The sequence below is a fragment of the Herbaspirillum sp. CF444 genome (assembly GCF_000282135.1).
Lineage (GTDB): Bacteria > Pseudomonadota > Gammaproteobacteria > Burkholderiales > Burkholderiaceae_D > Herbaspirillum.
Genome location: NZ_AKJW01000082.1, coordinates 23,080 through 42,733, shown reverse-complemented (window position 1 = coordinate 42,733; position 19,654 = coordinate 23,080). Strand labels below are relative to the sequence as shown.

The 19,654-nt window shown below is 60.6% G+C and carries 18 protein-coding genes; 3 read left to right on the top strand and 15 right to left on the bottom strand.

Annotated elements, in window-relative coordinates; all coding sequences use genetic code 11:
• Positions 1–188 precede the first annotated feature (188 nt).
• Together PMI16_RS18940 and PMI16_RS18935 are read left to right on the top strand one after the other, a co-directional pair.
• The gene (locus PMI16_RS18940; protein ID WP_007882497.1) at positions 189–854 is read left to right on the top strand and encodes a response regulator transcription factor; all 666 of its coding nucleotides are present in this window, start codon (positions 189–191) and stop codon (positions 852–854) included.
• Positions 855–1,051: 197 nt separating this feature from the next.
• Positions 1,052–2,893, top strand: coding sequence for an ABC transporter ATP-binding protein (locus PMI16_RS18935; protein ID WP_007882495.1), 1,842 nt, complete (start codon positions 1,052–1,054; stop codon positions 2,891–2,893).
• 53 nt (positions 2,894–2,946) lie between these two features.
• Here PMI16_RS18935 and PMI16_RS18930 read toward each other — a convergent pair whose 3' ends face one another.
• A complete protein-coding gene (locus PMI16_RS18930) occupies positions 2,947–3,657 on the bottom strand; it encodes a M24 family metallopeptidase (RefSeq protein WP_007882492.1) in 711 nt (236 codons plus the stop codon).
• A gap of 232 nt (positions 3,658–3,889) precedes the next feature.
• Here PMI16_RS18930 and PMI16_RS18925 point away from each other — a divergent pair, with 232 nt between their 5' ends.
• On the top strand, positions 3,890–4,885 hold the full coding sequence (locus PMI16_RS18925) for a GlxA family transcriptional regulator (RefSeq protein WP_034381281.1): 996 nt from the start codon (positions 3,890–3,892) through the stop codon (positions 4,883–4,885).
• A gap of 22 nt (positions 4,886–4,907) precedes the next feature.
• Here PMI16_RS18925 and PMI16_RS18920 read toward each other — a convergent pair whose 3' ends face one another.
• The 14 genes from PMI16_RS18920 to PMI16_RS18855 all read right to left on the bottom strand — a co-directional run bounded on the left by PMI16_RS18920 (position 4,908) and on the right by PMI16_RS18855 (position 19,468).
• Positions 4,908–5,309, bottom strand: a complete 402-nt coding sequence (locus tag PMI16_RS18920) for a tautomerase family protein (protein ID WP_007882490.1) — start codon at positions 5,307–5,309, stop codon at positions 4,908–4,910.
• Positions 5,310–5,365: 56 nt separating this feature from the next.
• On the bottom strand, positions 5,366–6,283 hold the full coding sequence (locus PMI16_RS18915; RefSeq protein ID WP_007882485.1) for a ParB/RepB/Spo0J family partition protein: 918 nt from the start codon (positions 6,281–6,283) through the stop codon (positions 5,366–5,368).
• Positions 6,284–6,343: 60 nt separating this feature from the next.
• On the bottom strand, positions 6,344–7,114 hold the full coding sequence (locus tag PMI16_RS18910) for a ParA family protein (protein WP_007882479.1): 771 nt from the start codon (positions 7,112–7,114) through the stop codon (positions 6,344–6,346).
• A gap of 62 nt (positions 7,115–7,176) precedes the next feature.
• Positions 7,177–7,809 carry a leucine efflux protein LeuE gene (gene leuE / locus PMI16_RS18905; RefSeq protein WP_007882478.1) on the bottom strand — a complete coding sequence of 211 codons (633 nt, stop codon included), beginning with the start codon at positions 7,807–7,809 and terminating at the stop codon, positions 7,177–7,179.
• Positions 7,810–7,864: 55 nt separating this feature from the next.
• Positions 7,865–8,419, bottom strand: coding sequence for a lipocalin family protein (locus tag PMI16_RS18900; RefSeq protein ID WP_007882477.1), 555 nt, complete (start codon positions 8,417–8,419; stop codon positions 7,865–7,867).
• The gene (gene rsmG, locus PMI16_RS18895) at positions 8,420–9,079 is read right to left on the bottom strand and encodes a 16S rRNA (guanine(527)-N(7))-methyltransferase RsmG (protein WP_007882476.1); all 660 of its coding nucleotides are present in this window, start codon (positions 9,077–9,079) and stop codon (positions 8,420–8,422) included.
• 5 nt (positions 9,080–9,084) lie between these two features.
• Positions 9,085–11,040, bottom strand: coding sequence for a tRNA uridine-5-carboxymethylaminomethyl(34) synthesis enzyme MnmG (gene mnmG / locus PMI16_RS18890; RefSeq protein ID WP_007882472.1), 1,956 nt, complete (start codon positions 11,038–11,040; stop codon positions 9,085–9,087).
• A gap of 252 nt (positions 11,041–11,292) precedes the next feature.
• Entirely contained in the window at positions 11,293–12,066 is a 774-nt protein-coding gene (locus PMI16_RS18885) for a sulfite exporter TauE/SafE family protein (RefSeq protein WP_007882470.1), read from the bottom strand.
• Between the two features lie 220 nt (positions 12,067–12,286).
• Positions 12,287–14,290, bottom strand: a complete 2,004-nt coding sequence (locus PMI16_RS18880) for a UvrD-helicase domain-containing protein (RefSeq protein ID WP_007882468.1) — start codon at positions 14,288–14,290, stop codon at positions 12,287–12,289.
• Between the two features lie 160 nt (positions 14,291–14,450).
• Positions 14,451–15,431, bottom strand: coding sequence for a branched-chain amino acid ABC transporter permease (locus tag PMI16_RS18875; protein ID WP_034381272.1), 981 nt, complete (start codon positions 15,429–15,431; stop codon positions 14,451–14,453).
• A 33-nt stretch (positions 15,432–15,464) separates the two neighbouring features.
• Positions 15,465–16,349, bottom strand: coding sequence for a branched-chain amino acid ABC transporter permease (locus tag PMI16_RS18870; RefSeq protein ID WP_007882464.1), 885 nt, complete (start codon positions 16,347–16,349; stop codon positions 15,465–15,467).
• A gap of 164 nt (positions 16,350–16,513) precedes the next feature.
• A complete protein-coding gene (locus PMI16_RS18865) occupies positions 16,514–17,731 on the bottom strand; it encodes an ABC transporter substrate-binding protein (RefSeq protein ID WP_007882462.1) in 1,218 nt (405 codons plus the stop codon).
• Positions 17,732–17,942: 211 nt separating this feature from the next.
• A complete protein-coding gene (locus tag PMI16_RS18860; RefSeq protein ID WP_007882461.1) occupies positions 17,943–18,698 on the bottom strand; it encodes an ABC transporter ATP-binding protein in 756 nt (251 codons plus the stop codon).
• A complete protein-coding gene (locus PMI16_RS18855; RefSeq protein WP_007882460.1) occupies positions 18,698–19,468 on the bottom strand; it encodes an ABC transporter ATP-binding protein in 771 nt (256 codons plus the stop codon). Before PMI16_RS18855 ends, PMI16_RS18860 begins: the two co-directional genes overlap by 1 nt.
• Positions 19,469–19,654: the final 186 nt, after the last annotated feature.

Genomic DNA, 19,654 nt, shown 5'->3' with positions numbered 1-19,654 from the left:
CGGCAGGATGGACGGTCGCCCTCGTTGTAAAGATTTGTAAGCGACCGAATTTTGATAGAAATTTGCAGGGGCTTTCTGACAAGTTCAGACAGAAACTAACCGTGCCTGACAAGTTCTGACGAGTTCTGACCTACGCACGGGTATGGTGCTATACTCGCGAAAAATTTCTACACTGGGGAGGGCCGGAAATGGCTCGGGTGCTACTGTTGGAGGATGAGGCCGACCTGCGCAACGAGGTCGCCGACTTTCTCCTGAGTGAAGGGTATGGCGTGTCGGAAGCCGGCAATGTGGCCGAGTTCCTGCGCCAGGTCGACGACGCCGACATCGCCATCATCGACATCGGCCTGCCGGACGGGAACGGCTTCGACGTCACCGAACAGTTGCGGCGCACCCATCCCCATATCAGCACCATCATGCTGACCGCGCGCGGCAGCATCGACGACAAGATCGAAGGTCTCAAGCGCGGCGCCGATCACTACCTCATCAAGCCGGTGCGTCTGCGCGAATTGTCCGCCTACGTGTCATCGGTGTCGCGCCGCCTGGGCAAGGACGCCTGGCGCCTGCATCTGCTGGAACGGCGCCTGTACGCGCCGGACGGTCGCTTCCACGAAATCAACGCGATGGAAATCCTGCTGCTGCAACTGCTGGCCCGCAACATGGGACAAGTGGTGCATCGCCAGCAGATCGCCAAGGCCTTCGGCGTCGAATGGATCGATTACGACGAGCGCCGCCTGGACCAGATGATCAGCCGCCTGCGCCGCCGCTGGCAAAACCTGACCGGCGAAAAATTGCCGCTGCGCACCGAGCACGGACAGGGTTACAGCTTTTGCGAGAGCATCGACATCATCGAGTGACGGTACCGCGACCGAATAGGATTCGGTCGAATGCAGTAGAGCGGCCAATGGATTTCACTACCATTTTCTTGCGTATGCCGGCTGCCCGCCCCGTTTTGGTGAACGGGTTAGAATCTCTGTTCTTCGCCGCGCCGGTGCTTGCCTGCATGCTGTTGACGCACGCACATCGGTCCTCATGGCGACATTCTGGAGATGGCATGCTCGCATGGTTTGAAAAACTGGTTCACCCCTACCCCGACAATATTCCCAAGCCGCCGCCGCGCGGCTTCGCCGCTTTCATCTGGACCTGCACCAAGGGTCTGCGCCGCTACATCGTCGCCATGACCGCGATGACCGCGATCATCGGCGCATTCGAAGCGCTGCTGTTTGCGATGATGGGCCGCATCGTCGACTGGCTCAGCCACATCGAGCCGTCGCAATTGTGGGCGCAGGAACGCAGCAGCCTGCTGTGGCTGGCGGTGGTGCTGATCGGCAGTCCGGTGCTGATCGCGTTGCAGACTTTCTTCAAGCATCAGACGCTGGCGGGTGCTTTCCCGATGATGCTGCGCTGGAAATTCCATCGCCTGATGCTCAACCAGAGCATGAGTTTCTATCAGGACGAATTCGCCGGCCGCGTCGCCGCCAAGGTGATGCAGACCGCGCTCGCGGTGCGCGACGTGTGCATGATCATGGGCGACATCCTGGTGTTCGTGATGATCTACTTCGTCACGATGGCGGCGGTGGTGGGCAACTTCGACCTGTGGATGCTGCTGCCCTTCTTCGGCTGGCTGGCGCTGTACATCGCGGCGCTGCGCTACTTCGTGCCGCGCCTGTCGAAAGTGGCGCGCAACCAGGCCGACGCGCGTTCCACGATGACCGGCCGCATCACCGACGCCTACACCAACATCGCCACCGTCAAACTGTTTTCGCATGCCGGCCGCGAGGCGGGCTATGCACGCAGCGCGATGCAGGATTTCCTCGTCACGGTGAATCGCCAGATGCGCCTGGTCAGCGGCTTCGAAATCGTCAATCACTCGCTCAACATGGTGCTGATCCTGTCGACCGCCGGCGTCGCGCTGTGGTTGTGGACGCAAGGCCAGGTCGGCATCGGCGCGGTGGCGGCGGCAACCGCGATGGCGCTGCGCCTGAACGGCATCGCCCATTGGGTGATGTGGGAAATGGCGGCGCTGTTCGAACACGTCGGCACCGTGCAGGACGGCATCAACACGCTGTCGCGCGCGCATGAGGTGAAGGACTTGCCGGATGCGCAGCCCTTGCGGGTAAAACGCGGCGAGCTGCATTTCGAAGACGTCAGCTTCGCTTACGGCGCCACCGGCCCGGACGCGCGCCAGGTGATCGACAAGCTGAACCTGAACATCCGCCCCGGCGAAAAGATCGGCCTGGTCGGACGCTCCGGCGCCGGCAAGTCGACCATCGTCAATTTGCTGCTGCGTTTTTACGATGTCGAACAAGGCCGCGTGCTGATCGACGGCCAGGACATCGCGCACGTCACGCAGGACAGCCTGCGCGCGCAAGTCGGCATGGTGACGCAGGATACCTCGCTGCTGCATCGTTCGGTGCGCGACAACATTCTGTACGGTCGTCCCGATGCCGGCGACGACGAGATGATCGCCGCCGCGCGCCGCGCCGAGGCGCACGATTTCATCGGCGGCCTGGCCGATGCGCATGACCGCAGAGGCTATGACGCCCACGTCGGCGAACGCGGCGTGAAGTTGTCCGGCGGCCAGCGCCAGCGCATTGCGATCGCGCGCGTGATGTTGAAGGATGCGCCCATCCTGTTGCTGGACGAAGCCACCAGCGCGCTCGATTCGGAAGTGGAAGCGGCGATCCAGGAAAGCCTGTACCGCCTCATGGAAGGCAAGACCGTGGTCGCCATCGCCCACCGCCTGTCGACCATCGCCGCGATGGACCGGCTGATCGTGCTCGATCAGGGCCGCATCGTCGAGCAAGGCAGTCATCAGGAACTGCTGGCGCACAATGGTTTGTATGCCCGCTTGTGGTCGCATCAGAGCGGCGGCTTCCTGGGCGAAGAGGCCTGATTCAACGACGCCATTCGCTACGCATCCGTCATGGTGCGTAGCGAACACGGTGATCAGACGTAGTCACCATCTTCCAGCAACATATCCTCGAAAAAGGCGCCGTAGGTATGGTCGGGATGGCGCAAATGGATCTCCAGAATCCAGCGCATCGCCAACGGCACGCCTTCAAATTCCGCCAGCGATCCCGTGTGGATGGCCGCGTGCGGAAAGTCCGACACGCGATGGCCGGGCAAGTCGAAATTCAATTCCCAGCCGCGCTTGCGTGCTTCGTGTTCGGCGAAGGCGTACAGCTCTTCGCCGCTTAGTTTCTGCTCGTTCCACGCGCGTCGCGCGGCGTGGAACACCGTTTCTGCATCCTGCGCGCAGCGCACGTATTCTTCATGGCGGCCCGCATTGCAACCGACGACGAAAGCGGCGCCGCCGTCGCCTTCCCAGGCCTCGTGGCGCGGCGCGATGTCGATGAAGAAGATGTCGTTCTCCTGCAGCACCACGCCGGGTTCGGAAGCCTGCCGCATCGGCTTGGTCGTGTTGCGGCCGAAGCGCACGCGGGTCGGATGCCAGCTCAGCGCGAGGCCGGAATCGATGAGGATTTGCCTGGCCATGGCGACGGCGTCTTCTTCGACCATGCCCGGTCTGACCCGCGCGGCGATATCGCGAATTGCCTGGCGTGTTTTGTTGCGCGCGGCGAGCATGCCGTCGACCGAGAATGCGGGACCGACGCGTTCGGCGTCGCCGGCGCTCAATATGTTGGTCGAAGTGTTCATGTATGTTCTCCTGAAGAAGCGGCAAAGGAACGCACACCATGCACGTCCCCGACGGAGAAAATTATCGGCGACGGCGCGCAACAAAGACAGCGCCGCCAGGACGCGTTGACAGCCATCCTGCGGCGTTTTTCCGCCATGGACATGCGCATGCCTGCCCGCAAGCAAAGACGGCGCTATGATGGCGTCAGTCGATCCGCGCTACCCTCACCCCCTCACCTACTTGTCTGCTGCCATGCCCACTGTCGCTCTGCTGGTGTTTCCCGGCGTCCAGGCGCTGGATGTTTCCGGTCCGCTGGATGTGTTCGCGGAAGCCAATCGTTTCCTGTTGCCGCCGCAGCACTATCGCCTGCAAGTCGTCGGCAGCACGCGCGATGCGATGGCCTGTTCCAACGGCATGCAGATCGTGCCGCACCGGCATTACAGCGAAGTGGACGATGCCGTCGATCTGCTGCTGGTGGCGGGCGGTCCGGCCTTGCCGCAACAGGCGCGCGACGCCGCGTTGAGCGACTGGCTGGTGCAGGCGACACGACGCGCCGGACGATATGGCGCGATCTGCAACGGCGCCTTTTTGCTGGCGCGCGCCGGACTGTTGGACGGCAAGCGCGTCACCACGCATTGGAACGACGCCGCCGCATTGGCACGCGACTTTCCCGATGTCGAAGTCGACGCCGATCGCATCTATCTGCGCGACGGCCGGCTGGTGACGTCGGCCGGCGTGACCGCCGGCATCGATCTGTCGCTGGCGCTGCTGGCGGAAGACGCGGGACAGGAAGTCGCGCTCAACGTTGCCAAGCGCCTGGTCGTGTTCATGCAGCGCAGCGGCGGGCAATCTCAGTTCAGCCCTTACCTCACGCCGTATGCGGAAGAGATGTCGCTGGTCGGCCAGGTGCAGCATTACGTGCGTGAACATTTGCAGGACAAGCTCAGCGTCGACGTACTGGCGAAAGTGGTTGCCAGCAGCCCGCGCAATTTCGCGCGCGTGTTTGCCCGCGATGCGAAGATGACGCCGGCGGAATTCATCGAGAGCGCGCGCGTCGATGCGGCGCGCGTGATGCTGGAAAGTTCGGCGGCGCCGTTGAAGACGGTGGCTTATCGTTGCGGCTTCCGCGATGCCAGCCACATGCGCGTGGTGTTCCGGCGGCGGCTGGGAATCAGCGCGCAGCAGTACCGCCATAATTTTTCTGCAGGTGGCGTGGGTGATGCGGATGCTGCAATGGCGAGGCCCTAAAGAACCTGCATCGCCCGATCGGTCAGTCCGGTCCGGCTTCGCCGGCGGACCATTCAGGACTGTAGCCGCCCAGGGTCGGGTGGTACATTTCGTCGCCGCTGTGCTGCGTGAATTCGACGTTGAGGCGGTCTTCGCGCAAGCCCAGCACATCGATGCAATCGCGGCACAGCGCCTTGGCGACTTCCATGCGCAACTCGGGCGTGCGGCCGCGACGGATGTCGCACATCAGCACCGAGACGGGTTCCACCTCGCCGCTGTCGACGGTGCGCCAGACGCTGCCGTCGCCGCACTCACGCACGACGATGCTGATGCGGCGGATGTCGACGCTCATCATCCCGGCATAAGTCTTTGCCATGCGCGCGGCGAGCTGCTTCTTTTGCTCTGCCGGATAAGTGCCGTTGACGTCGAGTTGCAGGTAAGGCATGGCGCTTCCTTTTTCCCATTGCGAGCGACATCGATGCCGGCCCGCCCCGGATTGTTTTACTGCTCTACCGCTTCTCCGCGCAGGCGCGCGATCACGCCGTCGAGCGCATCGAGGCCGGCGAAGCTGATGATGAGCTGGCCACGGTTCTTGGCGCCGGTCTTGATCGACACTTGCGTGGCCAGGATGTCCGACAGTTCTTCTTCCAGGCGCGCGATGTCGCGCGATTTTTCCTTGCCGCCATTGCCGTTGCCATGGGGCTTGTTCGATGCGGCTTGTTCGGCGGTGGTGCGCACCACCAGCTTTTCAGCTTCGCGCACCGACATGCGCTTGGCGACGACCTGGTTCGCCAGGTTGATCTGCGTGGCGGAATCGACGGCCAGCAAGGCGCGCGCATGGCCCATGTCGATATCGCCGGCCATCAGCATGGTCTGCACCGGCTTGGCCAGATTCAGCAAACGCAGCAGGTTCGACACCGCGCTGCGCGAGCGGCCGACCGCGACCGCGGCTTGCTCGTGCGTGAAATTGAAATCGGTGATGAGACGATGGATGCCCTGCGCTTCTTCCAGCGGGTTGAGATCCTCGCGCTGCATGTTTTCGATCAGCGCCATGGCGGCGGTGGTCTGATCGTCGACGTTCTTCACCAGCACCGGCACTTCGGTCAGGCCGGCGATCTTGGCGGCGCGGAAGCGGCGCTCGCCGGCGATGATTTCGTAAATGTCCTTGCCGTCCTTCTGGCCGATGGCGCGGATCAGGATAGGCTGCAGCAGGCCTTGTTCCTTGATCGAGGCGGCCAGTTCGTTCAGCGCGCCTTCGTCCATGCGGCTGCGCGGCTGGTACTTGCCGGCTTGCAGGTCCGTGACCGGCATCACCGACGGCAAACCAGCGACCACCGGCTCGTCTTCGGTCATGTCGGAAGATCCTCCGAGCAGTGCGTCGAGACCGCGGCCGAGGCCCTTTGATTTTTTGGTTGCCATCTTTTACCTACCTGTTTCTGAAGTGCTGATTACTTAAATTATTTATATCGTTTATAACGATCACAAGGTCTTGATGCGCTCGACCATCTCGGCGCCGAACGCGATGTAGGCCTGCGCGCCCTTCGATGCGGCGTCGAAATTCACGCCCGGCATGCCGTAGGACGGCGCTTCCGCCAGACGCACATTGCGCGGGATCACGGTCTTGAACACCTTGTCGCCGAAGTGCTGCTCGAGCTGGTCGGACACCTGTTGCGACAGCGTCATGCGCGGGTCGAACATCACGCGCAGCAGGCCGATGATCTTGAGATCGGGATTGAGCTTGGCGTGCACTTTCTTGATGGTGTTGACGAGATCCGACAAACCTTCGAGCGCATAGTATTCGCACTGCATCGGGATCACCACGCCGTGCGCCGAGCACAAGCCATTGAGGGTCAGCAGCGACAGCGCTGGCGGACAATCGATGAGGATGAAATCGTAGTCGTCGGCGATGGCGGCGAAGGCGTCCTTGAGGCGCTTCTCGCGATTGTCGAGTTCGACCATTTCGACTTCGGCGCCGGCCAGTTCGCGGTTGGCTGGCAGCACGTCGAAGTTGCCGCTTTCGGAACGCTTGCGCACGCTCTTGATGTCGGACATGCCGAGCAGCACTTCGTAGATCGAACCCTGCAACTCGGCCTTGTTGATGCCGGAACCCATGGTGGCATTGCCCTGCGGATCGAGGTCGGCCAGCAACACGCGCTGATTGTGCTGCGCCAGACCGGCGGCGAGATTGACTGCTGTGGTGGTTTTACCGACGCCGCCTTTTTGATTCGCAACGCAAAAGATTTTAGCCATAGGTTCTTTTTAGTGAGTGTTCCGTTGGTGCTCGGGGTTGATGCAATACAGGTTCAGATTTCTCAGTTTGTACTTAACTTGATGCCGAAGCCGATCAGGAAAATACCTGCCGCGCGCGACGCCAGCGTGGCGATCGTACGGTTGCGCGCCAGGCGTTTTGCCGCGGCATTTCCCACCAGGACCAGCAGACTGCCATAGATCAGGGTGCAAGTGCAAATTACCGCACCCATGGCGAGGAAAGTCGCCGCGCCCTGCTGCGTTGCCGGATCGATGAACAGCGGGAAAAAGGCCATGTAAAACACGATCGCCTTCGGATTCATCAAGGTCACGAAAAAGCCGCGGCGGAAATCCGCCATGTTCGAAAACGGCACCACCGAAGATCCGCCCTCTTCCTTCGCAAACAGCAGGCGCGCGCCGAGATAGGCAAGATACGCCGCGCCGATGTACTGCATTCCCTTGAACAGCAAGGGATTCGCATGCAGCAAGGCCGCCACGCCGATCGCCGCCAGAAACATCAGCACGATGTCGCCTAACATCAATCCCGCGATCGCCACAAAGCCGCCGCGCAAGCCATGCTTGGCCGAACACGTCAGCACGCAGAAGGTGCCCGGTCCCGGCAACATCAGGAACACCACGGTCGCGGCGACCAGTTGCCAGACGTCGGTAATGCCCATGGTATGAAACAGTGCCTGCATGATGTCTCCTCGTTTTCGTTGTACGTGATCGTAGTCGTTACTGCGGTTACCGGGATTATTGCTGCGGCGTCTTGACCAGCTTCGACGTATCGAATCCCTGCTTGGTGGCGTTGTTGACCGCCGCCTCGTATTCCGCGGTCGACAGCGCCGGCTTGCGCGACAGGATCCACAGATAATCGCGCGACGGCGTGCCGACGGTGGCGATGGAATAATCCGGATCCAGATCGATGATCCAGTAGTCGCCCCACACCAGCGGGAACCATGCCAGCCAGGCCGGGGCAAAGCGCACCTGCAGCTTGGCGTTGTTGCTGCCGGCGGTGACGTGTGCCAGGCCGTCGGCCTGATCGAGCACGCCGCCCTCTACCTTGCAGCGGTTGATGACGTCGATGTCGCCGTCGGCGCGCACGCGATATTCGGCGGTCGCGTTGGCGATGCATTTCTTCTGGAAACTATTGGGGAAGCGCGCGATTTCATACCACTTGCCGACGTAGCGTTTGAGGTCCACCAAAGGAACCGTGACGACTTCCTGCGCCACGGCCGGCAATGCCGCGGCAGCGGCGCAGGCCAGCATCAGGGAAGAAAACAGGCGACGGGCAAGCTGGGTATTCATTCAAGACCTTTCGATGAAGATCAGATGACGTTCGGCATCCAGACCGGGCACCTGCAGGGCTTCGGTACGGGCGACTTTCCATCCCTCGGGGAGACGGGCAATTTCATCCTGCGGCATCACGCCCTTGAGGGCGATGTAATGGCCGCCGGCTTGCAGCAGATGATTCGACCAGTTGACGAAGTCATTGAGTTCCGCAAATGCGCGCGAAGTAATCACGTCGAACAGTTGCTCAACCTGCAACTGTTCGACGCGCGCGGTATACACCGAGACATTGCCCAATTGCAACTCCGCCTTGGCTTGCGTCAGAAAAGCGGTCTTCTTGTGCACCGTATCGATCATGGCAACCCGCATTGCCGGTTGCGCCTCGGCCGCCCAGATCGCCAGCACGATGCCCGGCAAACCGCCGCCGGCGCCGACGTCCAGCACATTGGTCGCGCCCTCGAAGGCCTTGACCACGGCCAGCGAGTCGAGCAGATGATGCGTCATCATCTGGGCCGGATCGCGCAAGGCGGTCAGGTTGTAGGTGCGGTTCCACTTCGCCATCAGGGCGAGGTAGGCCAGCAGTTTCTGTTGCTGGCCGGCGCTGAGCGCAAGGCCGAGGGCTTCGGCGCCGGCGCTCAGGGTATCGGCCAGCTTGGTGTCGGTGCTTGTCGTGTTCACAATGCTCAGGCCGCCTGATTGTGGTTGTCGGAGTCGCCGCCGGCGTCTGTCGAGTCGGCTGCATTTTTCAGACCGCCTTTTTTCAGGTGGACCAGCAACAGGGACAGGGCCGCCGGCGTCACGCCGGAAATGCGCGATGCCTGGCCAAGGGTTTCCGGCTTGTGCTTGTTGAGCTTCTGGCGCACTTCGATCGACAGGGCTTTGACGTCCATGTAGTCGAGGTCGGCCGGCAACTTCAGGCTTTCATTGTGTTCCTGGCGGCCGATTTCCTTGGCCTGGCGATCGATGTAGCCGGCGTACTTGATCTGGATTTCGATCTGTTCGCGCACCGGATCGTCGGCGACGCCGGGACCGGCGAGCGCCTGGCCGTCGGCGCCGGTCAGGGTCATCAGGCTGTCGTAGGTCACGTTCGGACGGCGCAGCAGATCGACCAGGTTGTATTCGCGTTCGATGGCTTTGCCCAACACGCGTTCGGCTTCGGCATCGCCGAGGATGCGCGGATTCACCCAGGTGGATTTCAGGCGTTCCATTTCACGTGCAACGGCTTCGCGTTTTTTCTCGAACATTTCCCATTGCGCGTCGCCGACGCAGCCGAGCTGGCGGCCGATTTCGGTGAGGCGCAGGTCGGCGTTGTCTTCGCGCAGGCTCAGGCGATATTCGGCGCGGCTGGTGAACATGCGATAAGGCTCTTGCACGCCCTGGGTAATCAGGTCGTCGACCAGCACGCCGAGGTAAGCCTCGTCGCGGCGCGGCGTCCAGCTGTCCTTGCCCTGCGTCTGCAGCGCGGCGTTGAGGCCGGCCAGCATGCCTTGGGCGGCGGCTTCTTCGTAACCGGTGGTGCCATTGATCTGGCCGGCGAAGAACAAGCCCTGGATTTGGCGGGTTTCCAGCGAGGACTTGAGGCCGCGCGGATCGAAGTAGTCGTACTCGATGGCGTAGCCCGGACGCAGGATGTGGGCGTTTTCCATGCCGCGCATCGAGCGCACCAGCGCCAGCTGCACGTCGAACGGCAAGCTGGTGGAGATGCCGTTGGGGTAGAACTCGTTGGTGGTCAGGCCTTCCGGTTCCAGATAGATCTGGTGCGAATCCTTGCCCGAGAAGCGGTGGATCTTGTCTTCGATCGACGGGCAATAGCGCGGACCGACGCCTTCGATCACGCCGGTGTACATCGGGCTGCGATCCAGGCCGGCGCGAATGATGTCGTGGGTCTGGGTGTTGGTATGGGTAATCCAGCACGGCATCTGCTCCGGATGCATGGCGACATTGCCCATGACCGAGAATACCGGGATGGGATCGAGGTCGCCCGGCTGCTCTTCCAGCACCGAAAAGTCGATGCTGCGACCGTCGATGCGCGGCGGCGTGCCGGTTTTCAGACGGCCCTGCGGCAGCTTGAGTTCTTTCAGACGGGCCGACAAGGAGATCGCCGGCGGGTCGCCGGCGCGTCCGGCGGAGTAATTGTTGAGGCCGACGTGGATCTTCCCGTCGAGGAAAGTACCCGCGGTCAATACCACCGCCCTGCCCGCAAACTTGATGCCGGCCTGGGTCACGGCGCCGATGACGCGGTCGCCCTCGACCATCAGATCATCCACCGCCTGCTGGAACAACCACAGATTCGGCTGGTTTTCCAGGCGCGAACGGATCGCCTGCTTGTACAGGATACGGTCAGCCTGGGCGCGCGTGGCGCGGACAGCCGGGCCCTTGGACGAATTCAGGATGCGGAATTGGATGCCCGCCTCGTCGGTCGCAATGGCCATCGCCCCGCCCATGGCGTCGACTTCCTTGACCAGGTGACCTTTGCCGATGCCGCCGATGGAAGGATTGCAGGACATCTGACCGAGGGTCTCGATGTTGTGCGTCAACAGCAATGTGGTTTGCCCCATGCGGGCGGATGCCAATGCGGCTTCGGTTCCGGCGTGACCGCCGCCGACGACGATGACATCAAATTGTGTGGGAAATAGCATAATGCGCCTCGTGGAGACGGTGAACAGAGGCGAGATTATAAAGTCTTTTTAGGATGGGTATCAGACCCGGCCCCTGTTATTCCCGTTTTAGTCACGTTTTTTGTTTCACGTGAAACAGTTTGGACCAGGGCAGACAAGAATCGATCAACAGCGCATAAACAAAAAAGGGAAGCCTTGGCTCCCCTTCTCAACTACCCCGATACTTTCCGGCGATTGTTCCACGTGAAACAATCGCCGGAATCTATGCGATGTTCATTTTAAAAATGCGTCGTAGCCCGTCTTCAAAATCAGCGCGCTCACCACAAACAAGAAAAGTTTGCGGACGAAGCTGCTGCCATGCTTCATCGCCAGCTTGGTACCGACCAGGGAACCACCGATATTGAATACCGCCATCAGCAGACCCAATTGCCAGATCACGTGACCGTTGTACGAGAACCAGACCAGGGCAGCCAGATTGGTCGCGATATTGACTACCTTCGACACGGCCGAGGCGCGCAGGAAATCGTAGCCAAAGATCCGTACGAACAGGAACACGAAGAAGCTGCCGGTACCGGGCCCGAACAAGCCGTCGTAGAATCCTACCCCGGCACCGACCAGCACTGCATAGAGTTTTTCCTTGCCGCCGGACAACAACGGCGCATGGGTCTGGCCGAAGTCTTTTTTCTTGAGGGTATAGATCGCTACGGCCAGCAACACAAAAGGGAGAGCCTTCCGCATCATGTCGGTCGGCACGTGGGTGACCAGGTAGGCGCCCGTGAAGGACAAGGCAAATGCCGCCAACGCGGCAGGCGCTGCCGCCGCCCAATGGATGCGCACCTTGCGGGCGAAGTTGATTGCGGCTGCACTGGTGCCCATGACGCCGGCCACCTTGTTGGTGCCCAGCAGCGTGGCCGGCGCGACATTGGGAAATACCGAAAACAGCGTCGGGATCAGCACCAGGCCGCCGCCGCCGACCACCGCATCGACCAGGCCGGCGACGAAGGCACCGACACAGAGAATTACATAATTGGAAAAGAGATCAGGCATGCGTACCTGCCTGCGTGAAGATACAGCGCGGGAAAAACAACGACATCGGAGGCTTTCGCTAAACGGGAGAAGGGAGTACTTGTCGGTTCAGCCCCGACATTCAGCCGCGAAGCGAGCCGTCGGCACTGTCAGAGCGACAAGCATTTTACTCCCCCGGCCCGTGCTTCTCCACTCCTATGATGTGTCCAACGGCATGCAAAGAAAATATGAGCAAGGGACTTTACTTGCGCACGCGATCCATCAAGACGCTGCGTTGCCCCGCATGCTCTTCGTCGGGTTCAAACAAAGACAGGCTGGAGACCGCCCGTGTCATGGCGACATAAAAATGGCGGACTTCCTCGGCGATATCGCGCAAGCGGGGAAATTCGTGCTGCTGCAGATAAGGCACCAGCACGTGCGGCCACTGCCGCCCTTTCGCCGCCTGGATGGTGGTCAGCGTCAATTGCCGGCGCGACTGGATGGCGCTGCGACTCTTGCTGACTTTTTGCTGGCGGCGGTGCAACTCCGACAGGAAGTCCGCCGCGTTCATTTCCGGGTGACGTGAGGCAAAGGCGATGAAGGTCTGGATGGACTTGGCCGCCGACGTCGCCCGGTTGCGATTGATGAACGCCCGGCTGGTGGCGTCGACCAGGGCCAGCCGGCGATTGGCGAAGTCGAGCAACGCGGCGGCGCTGCTCTCCTTGTTCAGCTTCTGCAACGCATCGACGACGTCGGTGAAGCGCTGCTTCCAGCGCAGCGTCATGTCGTCGTCGGCATCGCGCGGTTTGCACAGTACCGCTTCGAAAAAATCCTTGAGCGCATCCGGCTGCTCCGCGATCATGCGCTGCGCTTCCTCGAACCAGGTTCCTTCCGTGAAGTAGCCGCGCTCCCAGTTCTCGGACGACTCCCCCACCGGCAGGTACAGGGAAAATCCCATGACCATGCGCTTGATGCTTTCCTTGTCGCCTTGCAGCGTCGCGAACGAGTTGCTCGCCATATGCAGCAGACCGCGCAACATCAGAATTTCGGGACGGTGGAGATAAGACTCGATATCGTCGCAGTAATACGGAATGTTCTGATCGAGCAGCAGGTTCTCGATCTCGATGGTCTGGTCCGGCTCGCGCACGATGATCGCAATGTCGGAGTAGCGCGTATCGGCCCGGGCTTTCACCAACGCCTGCACCTGTTGCGTCACTTTCGCGGCGCAGTCTCCGGCTAAGGTCGGGTCGTAAGTCACGCGCTTGATTTCGGTGTGCAGATCTTCATGCGAGGCACATTTGCGCGCCGTCAGCCGTTGCGCCAGCTTGGACAGCGAGGTGCCGAAACGATAGGATTTCCCCAGCGGCAGGTACTGCGCATTCGGGAAGGCCATCTCGAAACCGGCGGTGGAATAGACAATATCCGCGCCGCGCGCAGAGTTGATAATTTGATAACGATCGCCGACCGCCACCAATCTTTTTCCTCTGAGCAACAACTGCAGCAAACGGAATTCAGCTGCGTTGATGTCGTGCCACTCATCGATCAGATACAAGCCCTTGATCGGGAGGATTTCCAACGCGGACGGATGATTGCTCAGCAACTCCACCAGGTCCGGCACCAGATCGGCGGCGCTGCGCCATTTGTACTCGCCCGGATAGGTTTGCCGTTGCCGCTCGTAGGCAATGCCGATTTCGACCGCTTCGATCTGGGTCCCGAACTGCGTCGCCAGCTGATCCAGATCGTCGTAGTCAAGCTCTTCGTCATGGAAGCGATGCGAGGCCAGACTGGCTTTAAACCGATACAGCAGGGAGAACATTTCCTCGGCGTTGGCGCTGTTTTTTTCGAAGGAAAAATCGAAGCCGTTGTCGGTCCGCCCCGCCCTTCCTTCATGGCGCGCCAACACGCTGTTCGCGGCCGCCACCAGGTGCGGGCGCAGCTCTTCGTCCGACGCGTAGTAACGTGTCTTTTCAAGCGCCAGCGCTTCGCCCAGTTGCGCCAGACACTCGCGCGCATACGCTTCCACCGTGTTCAGCGGCACCGGCCTGGTGACGCCTTCTTCGTACAGCTTTTCGCGGAAACGCTTGTTGGCGCCTTCGGAGAAACACAGGCATTGGATCTGATGCGCCCCCAGCCCTTTCGTCAGCGCCTGCTTCACCAGCATCGCCAGCGTGGTGGTTTTCCCCGAGCCGGCAACCGCCTCGATCATGACGATTTGGGCGTGACACTTCAAAATTTCAATCTGCTCGTCGGTCTGGGGCACTGCCATTCAATTCTCCGAAATACATTTGCTGCATTATTGCGCGTGGCGACACTGTACAAGCAAACCGGCCGGCGTCAAATGAAAACTGCCGCCGGACAGTCTGAACTGTGCGGCGGCAGTGAGTGCTGCAGTTACCCTGGCCGGCAAACCGGCCTGAGCAAAACTACTAGTGCGATGCGGACGGTGAACGTTTTCCCATCAAATGCAGAATCTCGCCGACGATGCCGCGGCGGAAGGCCAGCACGCAAACGATGAAGATGAAACCGGTCACGATGGTCACCGAGTCGCCCAAGGTATTGAACCATTCGATATGCGTCACGCTGGCAAGCCAGTTGCCGATATCGCCCAGCTTGTTTTCCAGCATGATGATGATCACCGCGCCGACGATGGGACCGATGATGGTGCCCAGGCCGCCGACCAGCGTCATCAGCACGACCAGGCCGGACATGCTCCAGTGCACGTCGGTCAGCGTTTCGAAACCGAGCACCAGCGCCTTGGTCGAGCCGGCCAGGCCGGTCAGCGCCGCCGACAGCACGAAAGCCAGCAGCTTGTAGCGGTCGACGTCATAGCCCAGCGAGATGGCGCGCGGTTCGTTTTCCTTGATCGCCTTCAGCACCTGGCCGAACGGCGAGCTGATGGTGCGCACGATCAGCGCGAAACCGGCAATCGCGATCGCCAGCACGACGTAGTACAGCGTCATGTCGTTCGACAGATCGATGACGCCCAGCAGCTTGCCGCGCGGGATGCCCTGCAGGCCGTCTTCGCCGCCGGTGAACGGCGCCTGCAGCGCAACGAAGAACAGCATCTGCGCCAGCGCCAGCGTGATCATGGTGAAGTAGATGCCCTGGCGGCGAATCGCCAGCAGGCCCATCACCAGACCGATCAGTGCGCCGGTGGCGGTGCCGAGGATCAGGCCGATTTCAGTCGGCACACCCCAGGCCTTGATCGCCTGGCCGGCAACATAACCGGCGCCGCCGAAGAAGGCCGCGTGACCGAAGGACAGCAAGCCGGTGTAACCGATCAGCAGATTGAAGGCGCAGGCAAACAAGGCAAAGCACAGCATCTTCATCAGGAACACCGGATACAGGCCGAACGGCGCCGCCAGCGCCAGGATCAGCAACACCGCGTAAAAGAGTTTCTTGCTCATTGGATTAGTCATCGCATTAGTCATGTCGTCGCCTTATTTCTCTTTACCGAACAGACCGGCAGGACGAATCATCAGGACGATGGCCATGATGATGAACACAACGGTTGCCGACAATTCAGGATAGAACACGCGGGTCAGACCTTCGATCACGCCCAGGCCCAGACCGGTGACGATGGAGCCGAGGATGGAGCCCATGCCGCCGATCACCACCACCGCGAACACCACGATGATCAGGTTGGAACCCATCAGCGGCGACACCTGGATCACCGGCGCGGCCAGCACGCCGGCAAACGCCGCCAGCGCCACGCCGAAGCCGTAGGTCAGCGTGACCATCAGCGGCACGTTGATGCCGAAGGCTTCCACCAGTTTCGGGTTCTCGGTGCCGGCGCGCAGGTATGCGCCCAGACGGGTCTTCTCGATCACGAACCAGGTCGAGAAACACACCACCACCGACGCCAGGACGACCCAGGCGCGATAATTCGGCAACACCATGAAGCCGAGGTTGGTCGCGCCTTGCAAGGCGTCAGGGACCGAATACGGCTGTCCCGAGACGCCGTAGATCGAGCGGAAGATGCCTTCGACCATCAGCGTGATGCCGAAGGTCAGCAGCAGACCGTACAGGTGGTCCAGCTTGTAGAGCCAGCGCAGCATGGTCTTTTCGATGATGATGCCGAACAGGCCCACGATCAGCGGCGCCAGGAGCAGCATCAGCCAGTAATTGATCCCGAAGTAGGTCAGCCCTATCCACGCGGCGAACGCGCCAAGCATGTACAAGGTGCCGTGTGCAAAGTTGATCACGTTGAGCAGGCCGAAGATCACCGCCAGTCCCAGCGACAGCATCGCGTAGAACGAGCCGTTCACCAGGCCCAGCAGCAGCTGGCTCAACAAGGCTTGCAGGGGTATGCCGAATAATTCCATAAAAACTCATTCATTCTGATTGACCGGATGGCCCCGGGGTACTCGTCTGGGTACACCATGCGCGTTCGGCTGATCAAGTGCAACAAGAAAAATCTGTCATCCCCGTTTGAATGAAGATGACAGATTGCGTGTTGCGTTTATTTACCAGCTAAATGACCGACGACTTATTTCCAGGCCGAGCACTTGGATTCAGCCTTGGTGGTCCAGGCTTGTTCCGCGGGGATAGTCTGGACCAGCTTGTAGTAGTCCCATGGATACTTGGATTCGGTCGGCGTCTTGACCTGGTACAGGTACATGTCGTGGACCACGCGGCCATCGGCGCGCAGGTAACCGTTCTTCTGGAACACGTCGTTGAACTTGGTCTTGCGCAGTTGCGCCATGACCTTGTCCGAATCATCCGTACCGGCAGCCTTCACGGCTTGCAGGTATTGCAGCGCGGCGGAGTAGTCGGCGGCTTGCAGGCTCGACGGCATCTTCTTTTGCTTTTCGAAGTAGCGCTTGGCGAACTTGCGGGTCTCGTCGTTGGCGTCCCAGTACCAGCTGTCGGTCAGGTACATGCCCTGGGTCAGTTTCGGCGTCAGCGAGTGCACGTCGTTGATGAACACCAGCAGGCCGGCCAGCTTGGCGGTCTTGGTGATGCCGAATTCGTTGGCTGCCTTCACCGAATTGATGAAGTCGCCGCCGGCGTTGGCCAGGCCGATGATCTGCGCCTTGGAAGTCTGCGCCTGCAACAGGAAGGACGAGAAGTCCGATGCGCCCAGCGGATGCTTGACCGAACCGACGACGGTGCCGCCCGATGCCTTGACGACGTTGCTGGTGTCGGATTCCAGCGAGTGGCCGAACGCATAGTCGGCGGTCAGGAAGAACCAGCTCTTGCCGCCTTGCTTGACGACTGCCGAGCCGGTGCCCTTGGCCAGCGCAACGGTGTCGTAGGCGTAGTGGACGGTGTAAGGCGAGCATTCTTCATTGGTCAGGCGGGCCGAGCCGGCGCCGTTTTCGATGAAGACCTTTTTCTTTTCATTGGCCACTTTCGCCATCGCCAGCGCGGTGCCGGAATTGGTGCCGCCGATCAGGACGTCGACGCCCTGCTGGTCGAACCATTCGCGCGACTTGCTGGCGGCGACGTCAGCCTTGTTCTGGTGATCGGCAACGACCAGTTCGATCTTCTTGCCGTTGATGGCTCCGCCCATGTCGGCGATGGCGAACTTGATCGCTTCCGCGCCGCCCTGGCCGTCGATGTCCGAATAAACGCCGGAAATATCGGTGATGAAACCGATCTTGATCACGTCGCCGGAGATCTGTGCCGAAGCCGGCGCGGATGCTGCCAGAGCGAACGCTGCTGCCGCAGTCGATACGGCGAGTGACATTGCCTTCAATTTCATTTTCATCTCCTTTGTTATAACGTTCGCTGAATAGCTAAATTGTTGCGTAAGTTCGTTGTTGCTTAACTGATTACGTCACGCAATGCGTCACCGATTGCGTGACTGCCCGTCGCACCGATGGAACGCATGGTGCATTCTTTTTATGACTTGCCGATTAATCCGAATCTTCAGAATCCGTGTTGCCGCGAAATGAACCTGGCGCTGCCCGAACTTATACGCCCAGCAATTCGTTGAGCTTCTGCGTCTTCGACTGCAGTTCCGCCGCGGCAAACGACTCGACGATCTGACCGTGTTCCATCACATAGAAACGGTCCGCCAGCGGCGCCGCGAAACGGAAATTCTGTTCCACCATCACGATGGTGTACCCCTTGGCCTTGAGCATCGTGATCATGCGCGCGAGCGCCTGCACGATGACCGGCGCCAGGCCTTCGGAAATCTCGTCGAGCAACAGCAATCGCGCGCCGGTGCGCAGGATGCGCGCCACCGCCAGCATTTGCTGTTCGCCGCCGGACAGGCGTGTGCCCTGGCTGTTGCGGCGCTCTTTCAGGTTGGGGAACATGTCGTAGATCTCTTCGATCGACATGCCTTTGTCGGTCTTCGACACGAACGGCGGCAGCATCAGGTTTTCTTCCGCCGACAGCGACGAAAAGATGCCGCGCTCTTCCGGGCAATAGCCCACGCCCTGATGCGCGATCTTGTAGGTCGGCATGGCGATGGTTTCATTGCCGTTGATCTTGATCGAACCCTTGCGGGCGCCGACCAGGCCCATGATGGAACGCAAGGTGGTGGTACGGCCGGCGCCGTTGCGGCCCAGCAGCGTCACCACTTCGCCCTTGTTCACGGTCAGGTTGACGTTGTGCAGGATGTGCGATTCGCCGTACCAGGCTTGCAGGTCGGAAATCGCCAGCGCCGGCGTGCCGCTGCCGGTGGATGTGACGCCGCCTTGTTGCATGGTTGCCGTGTTCATCAGTGAGCTCCTTCCAGCGCGCCCGATGTCGTGCCCATGTAGGCTTCCATCACTTGCGGATTCTTCGATACCTGGTCATACGTGCCTTCGGCCAGCACGGCGCCGCGCTGCAACACGCTGATGCGGTCGCAGATGCCGGAGATCACGTTCATGTTGTGTTCGACCATCAGGATGGTGCGGCCGGCCGAGACTTTCTTGATCAGCGCGGTCACGCGATCGACGTCTTCGTGACCCATGCCCTGGGTCGGTTCGTCGAGCAGCATCAGTTCCGGTTCCATCGCCAGGGTCGTCGCGATTTCCAGCGCGCGTTTGCGGCCGTAGGGCAGATCGACGGTGATGGTGTCGGCGAAGCTGGTCAGGTCGACCTCTTCGAGCAAGGCCATGGCGCGGTCATTGAGCTGGTTCAGGCTGTCGCCGTTCTTCCAGAAATGGAAGGAAGTGCCCAGCGTGCGCTGCAGGCCGATGCGCACGTTTTCCATCACGCTCAGGTGCGGAAACACGGCGGAAATCTGGAAGGAACGGATGATGCCCTGGCGCGCAATCTGCGCCGGCGCTTCCATCGTGATGTCCTTGCCATTAAATAAGATCTGGCCCGAGGTCGGCACCAGGAATTTGGTCAGCAGATTGAAGCAAGTGGTCTTGCCGGCACCGTTCGGGCCGATCAGCGCGTGGATATGGCCGCGCTGGATTTGCAAGTTAACGGCGCTCACCGCTGTAAAACCCTTGAATTCCTTCGTCAGGTTTTTTGTCTCCAGAATGACATCTGTCATAGTGTCTCTTCTCATTCTTCCCGTGAATACCATGCGTATTTGGAACTGCATGGCCGCTTAGTAAGTTACTCGACGCTTCTGACGTCCGCAACTACTCTTTTTTGGGCCTGGACACCTATCGTCAGGCCTTCTGCGAGAGTCTTATTGTTTTAATATCTGGCGCATAGTAGCCGAGTCGTACCATTA

Bases quoted from the DNA above. Each gene is read 5' to 3' on its own strand.
- PMI16_RS18940 (WP_007882497.1), top strand. From the start codon at position 189: ATGGCTCGGGTGCTACTGTTGGAGGATGAGGCCGACCTGCGCAACGAG.
- PMI16_RS18930 (WP_007882492.1), bottom strand. From the start codon at position 3,657: ATGAACACTTCGACCAACATATTGAGCGCCGGCGACGCCGAACGCGTC.
- PMI16_RS18870 (WP_007882464.1), bottom strand. From the start codon at position 16,349: ATGGAATTATTCGGCATACCCCTGCAAGCCTTGTTGAGCCAGCTGCTG.
- PMI16_RS18925 (WP_034381281.1), top strand. From the start codon at position 3,890: ATGCCCACTGTCGCTCTGCTGGTGTTTCCCGGCGTCCAGGCGCTGGAT.
- PMI16_RS18880 (WP_007882468.1), bottom strand. From the start codon at position 14,290: ATGGCAGTGCCCCAGACCGACGAGCAGATTGAAATTTTGAAGTGTCAC.
- PMI16_RS18915 (WP_007882485.1), bottom strand. From the start codon at position 6,283: ATGGCAACCAAAAAATCAAAGGGCCTCGGCCGCGGTCTCGACGCACTG.
- PMI16_RS18885 (WP_007882470.1), bottom strand. From the start codon at position 12,066: ATGCCTGATCTCTTTTCCAATTATGTAATTCTCTGTGTCGGTGCCTTC.
- PMI16_RS18935 (WP_007882495.1), top strand. From the start codon at position 1,052: ATGCTCGCATGGTTTGAAAAACTGGTTCACCCCTACCCCGACAATATT.
- leuE (WP_007882478.1), bottom strand. From the start codon at position 7,809: ATGCAGGCACTGTTTCATACCATGGGCATTACCGACGTCTGGCAACTG.
- PMI16_RS18920 (WP_007882490.1), bottom strand. From the start codon at position 5,309: ATGCCTTACCTGCAACTCGACGTCAACGGCACTTATCCGGCAGAGCAA.
- PMI16_RS18860 (WP_007882461.1), bottom strand. From the start codon at position 18,698: ATGAACACGGCAACCATGCAACAAGGCGGCGTCACATCCACCGGCAGC.
- PMI16_RS18865 (WP_007882462.1), bottom strand. From the start codon at position 17,731: ATGAAATTGAAGGCAATGTCACTCGCCGTATCGACTGCGGCAGCAGCG.
- PMI16_RS18855 (WP_007882460.1), bottom strand. From the start codon at position 19,468: ATGACAGATGTCATTCTGGAGACAAAAAACCTGACGAAGGAATTCAAG.
- mnmG (WP_007882472.1), bottom strand. From the start codon at position 11,040: ATGCTATTTCCCACACAATTTGATGTCATCGTCGTCGGCGGCGGTCAC.
- PMI16_RS18900 (WP_007882477.1), bottom strand. From the start codon at position 8,419: ATGAATACCCAGCTTGCCCGTCGCCTGTTTTCTTCCCTGATGCTGGCC.
- PMI16_RS18910 (WP_007882479.1), bottom strand. From the start codon at position 7,114: ATGGCTAAAATCTTTTGCGTTGCGAATCAAAAAGGCGGCGTCGGTAAA.
- PMI16_RS18875 (WP_034381272.1), bottom strand. From the start codon at position 15,431: ATGAGCAAGAAACTCTTTTACGCGGTGTTGCTGATCCTGGCGCTGGCG.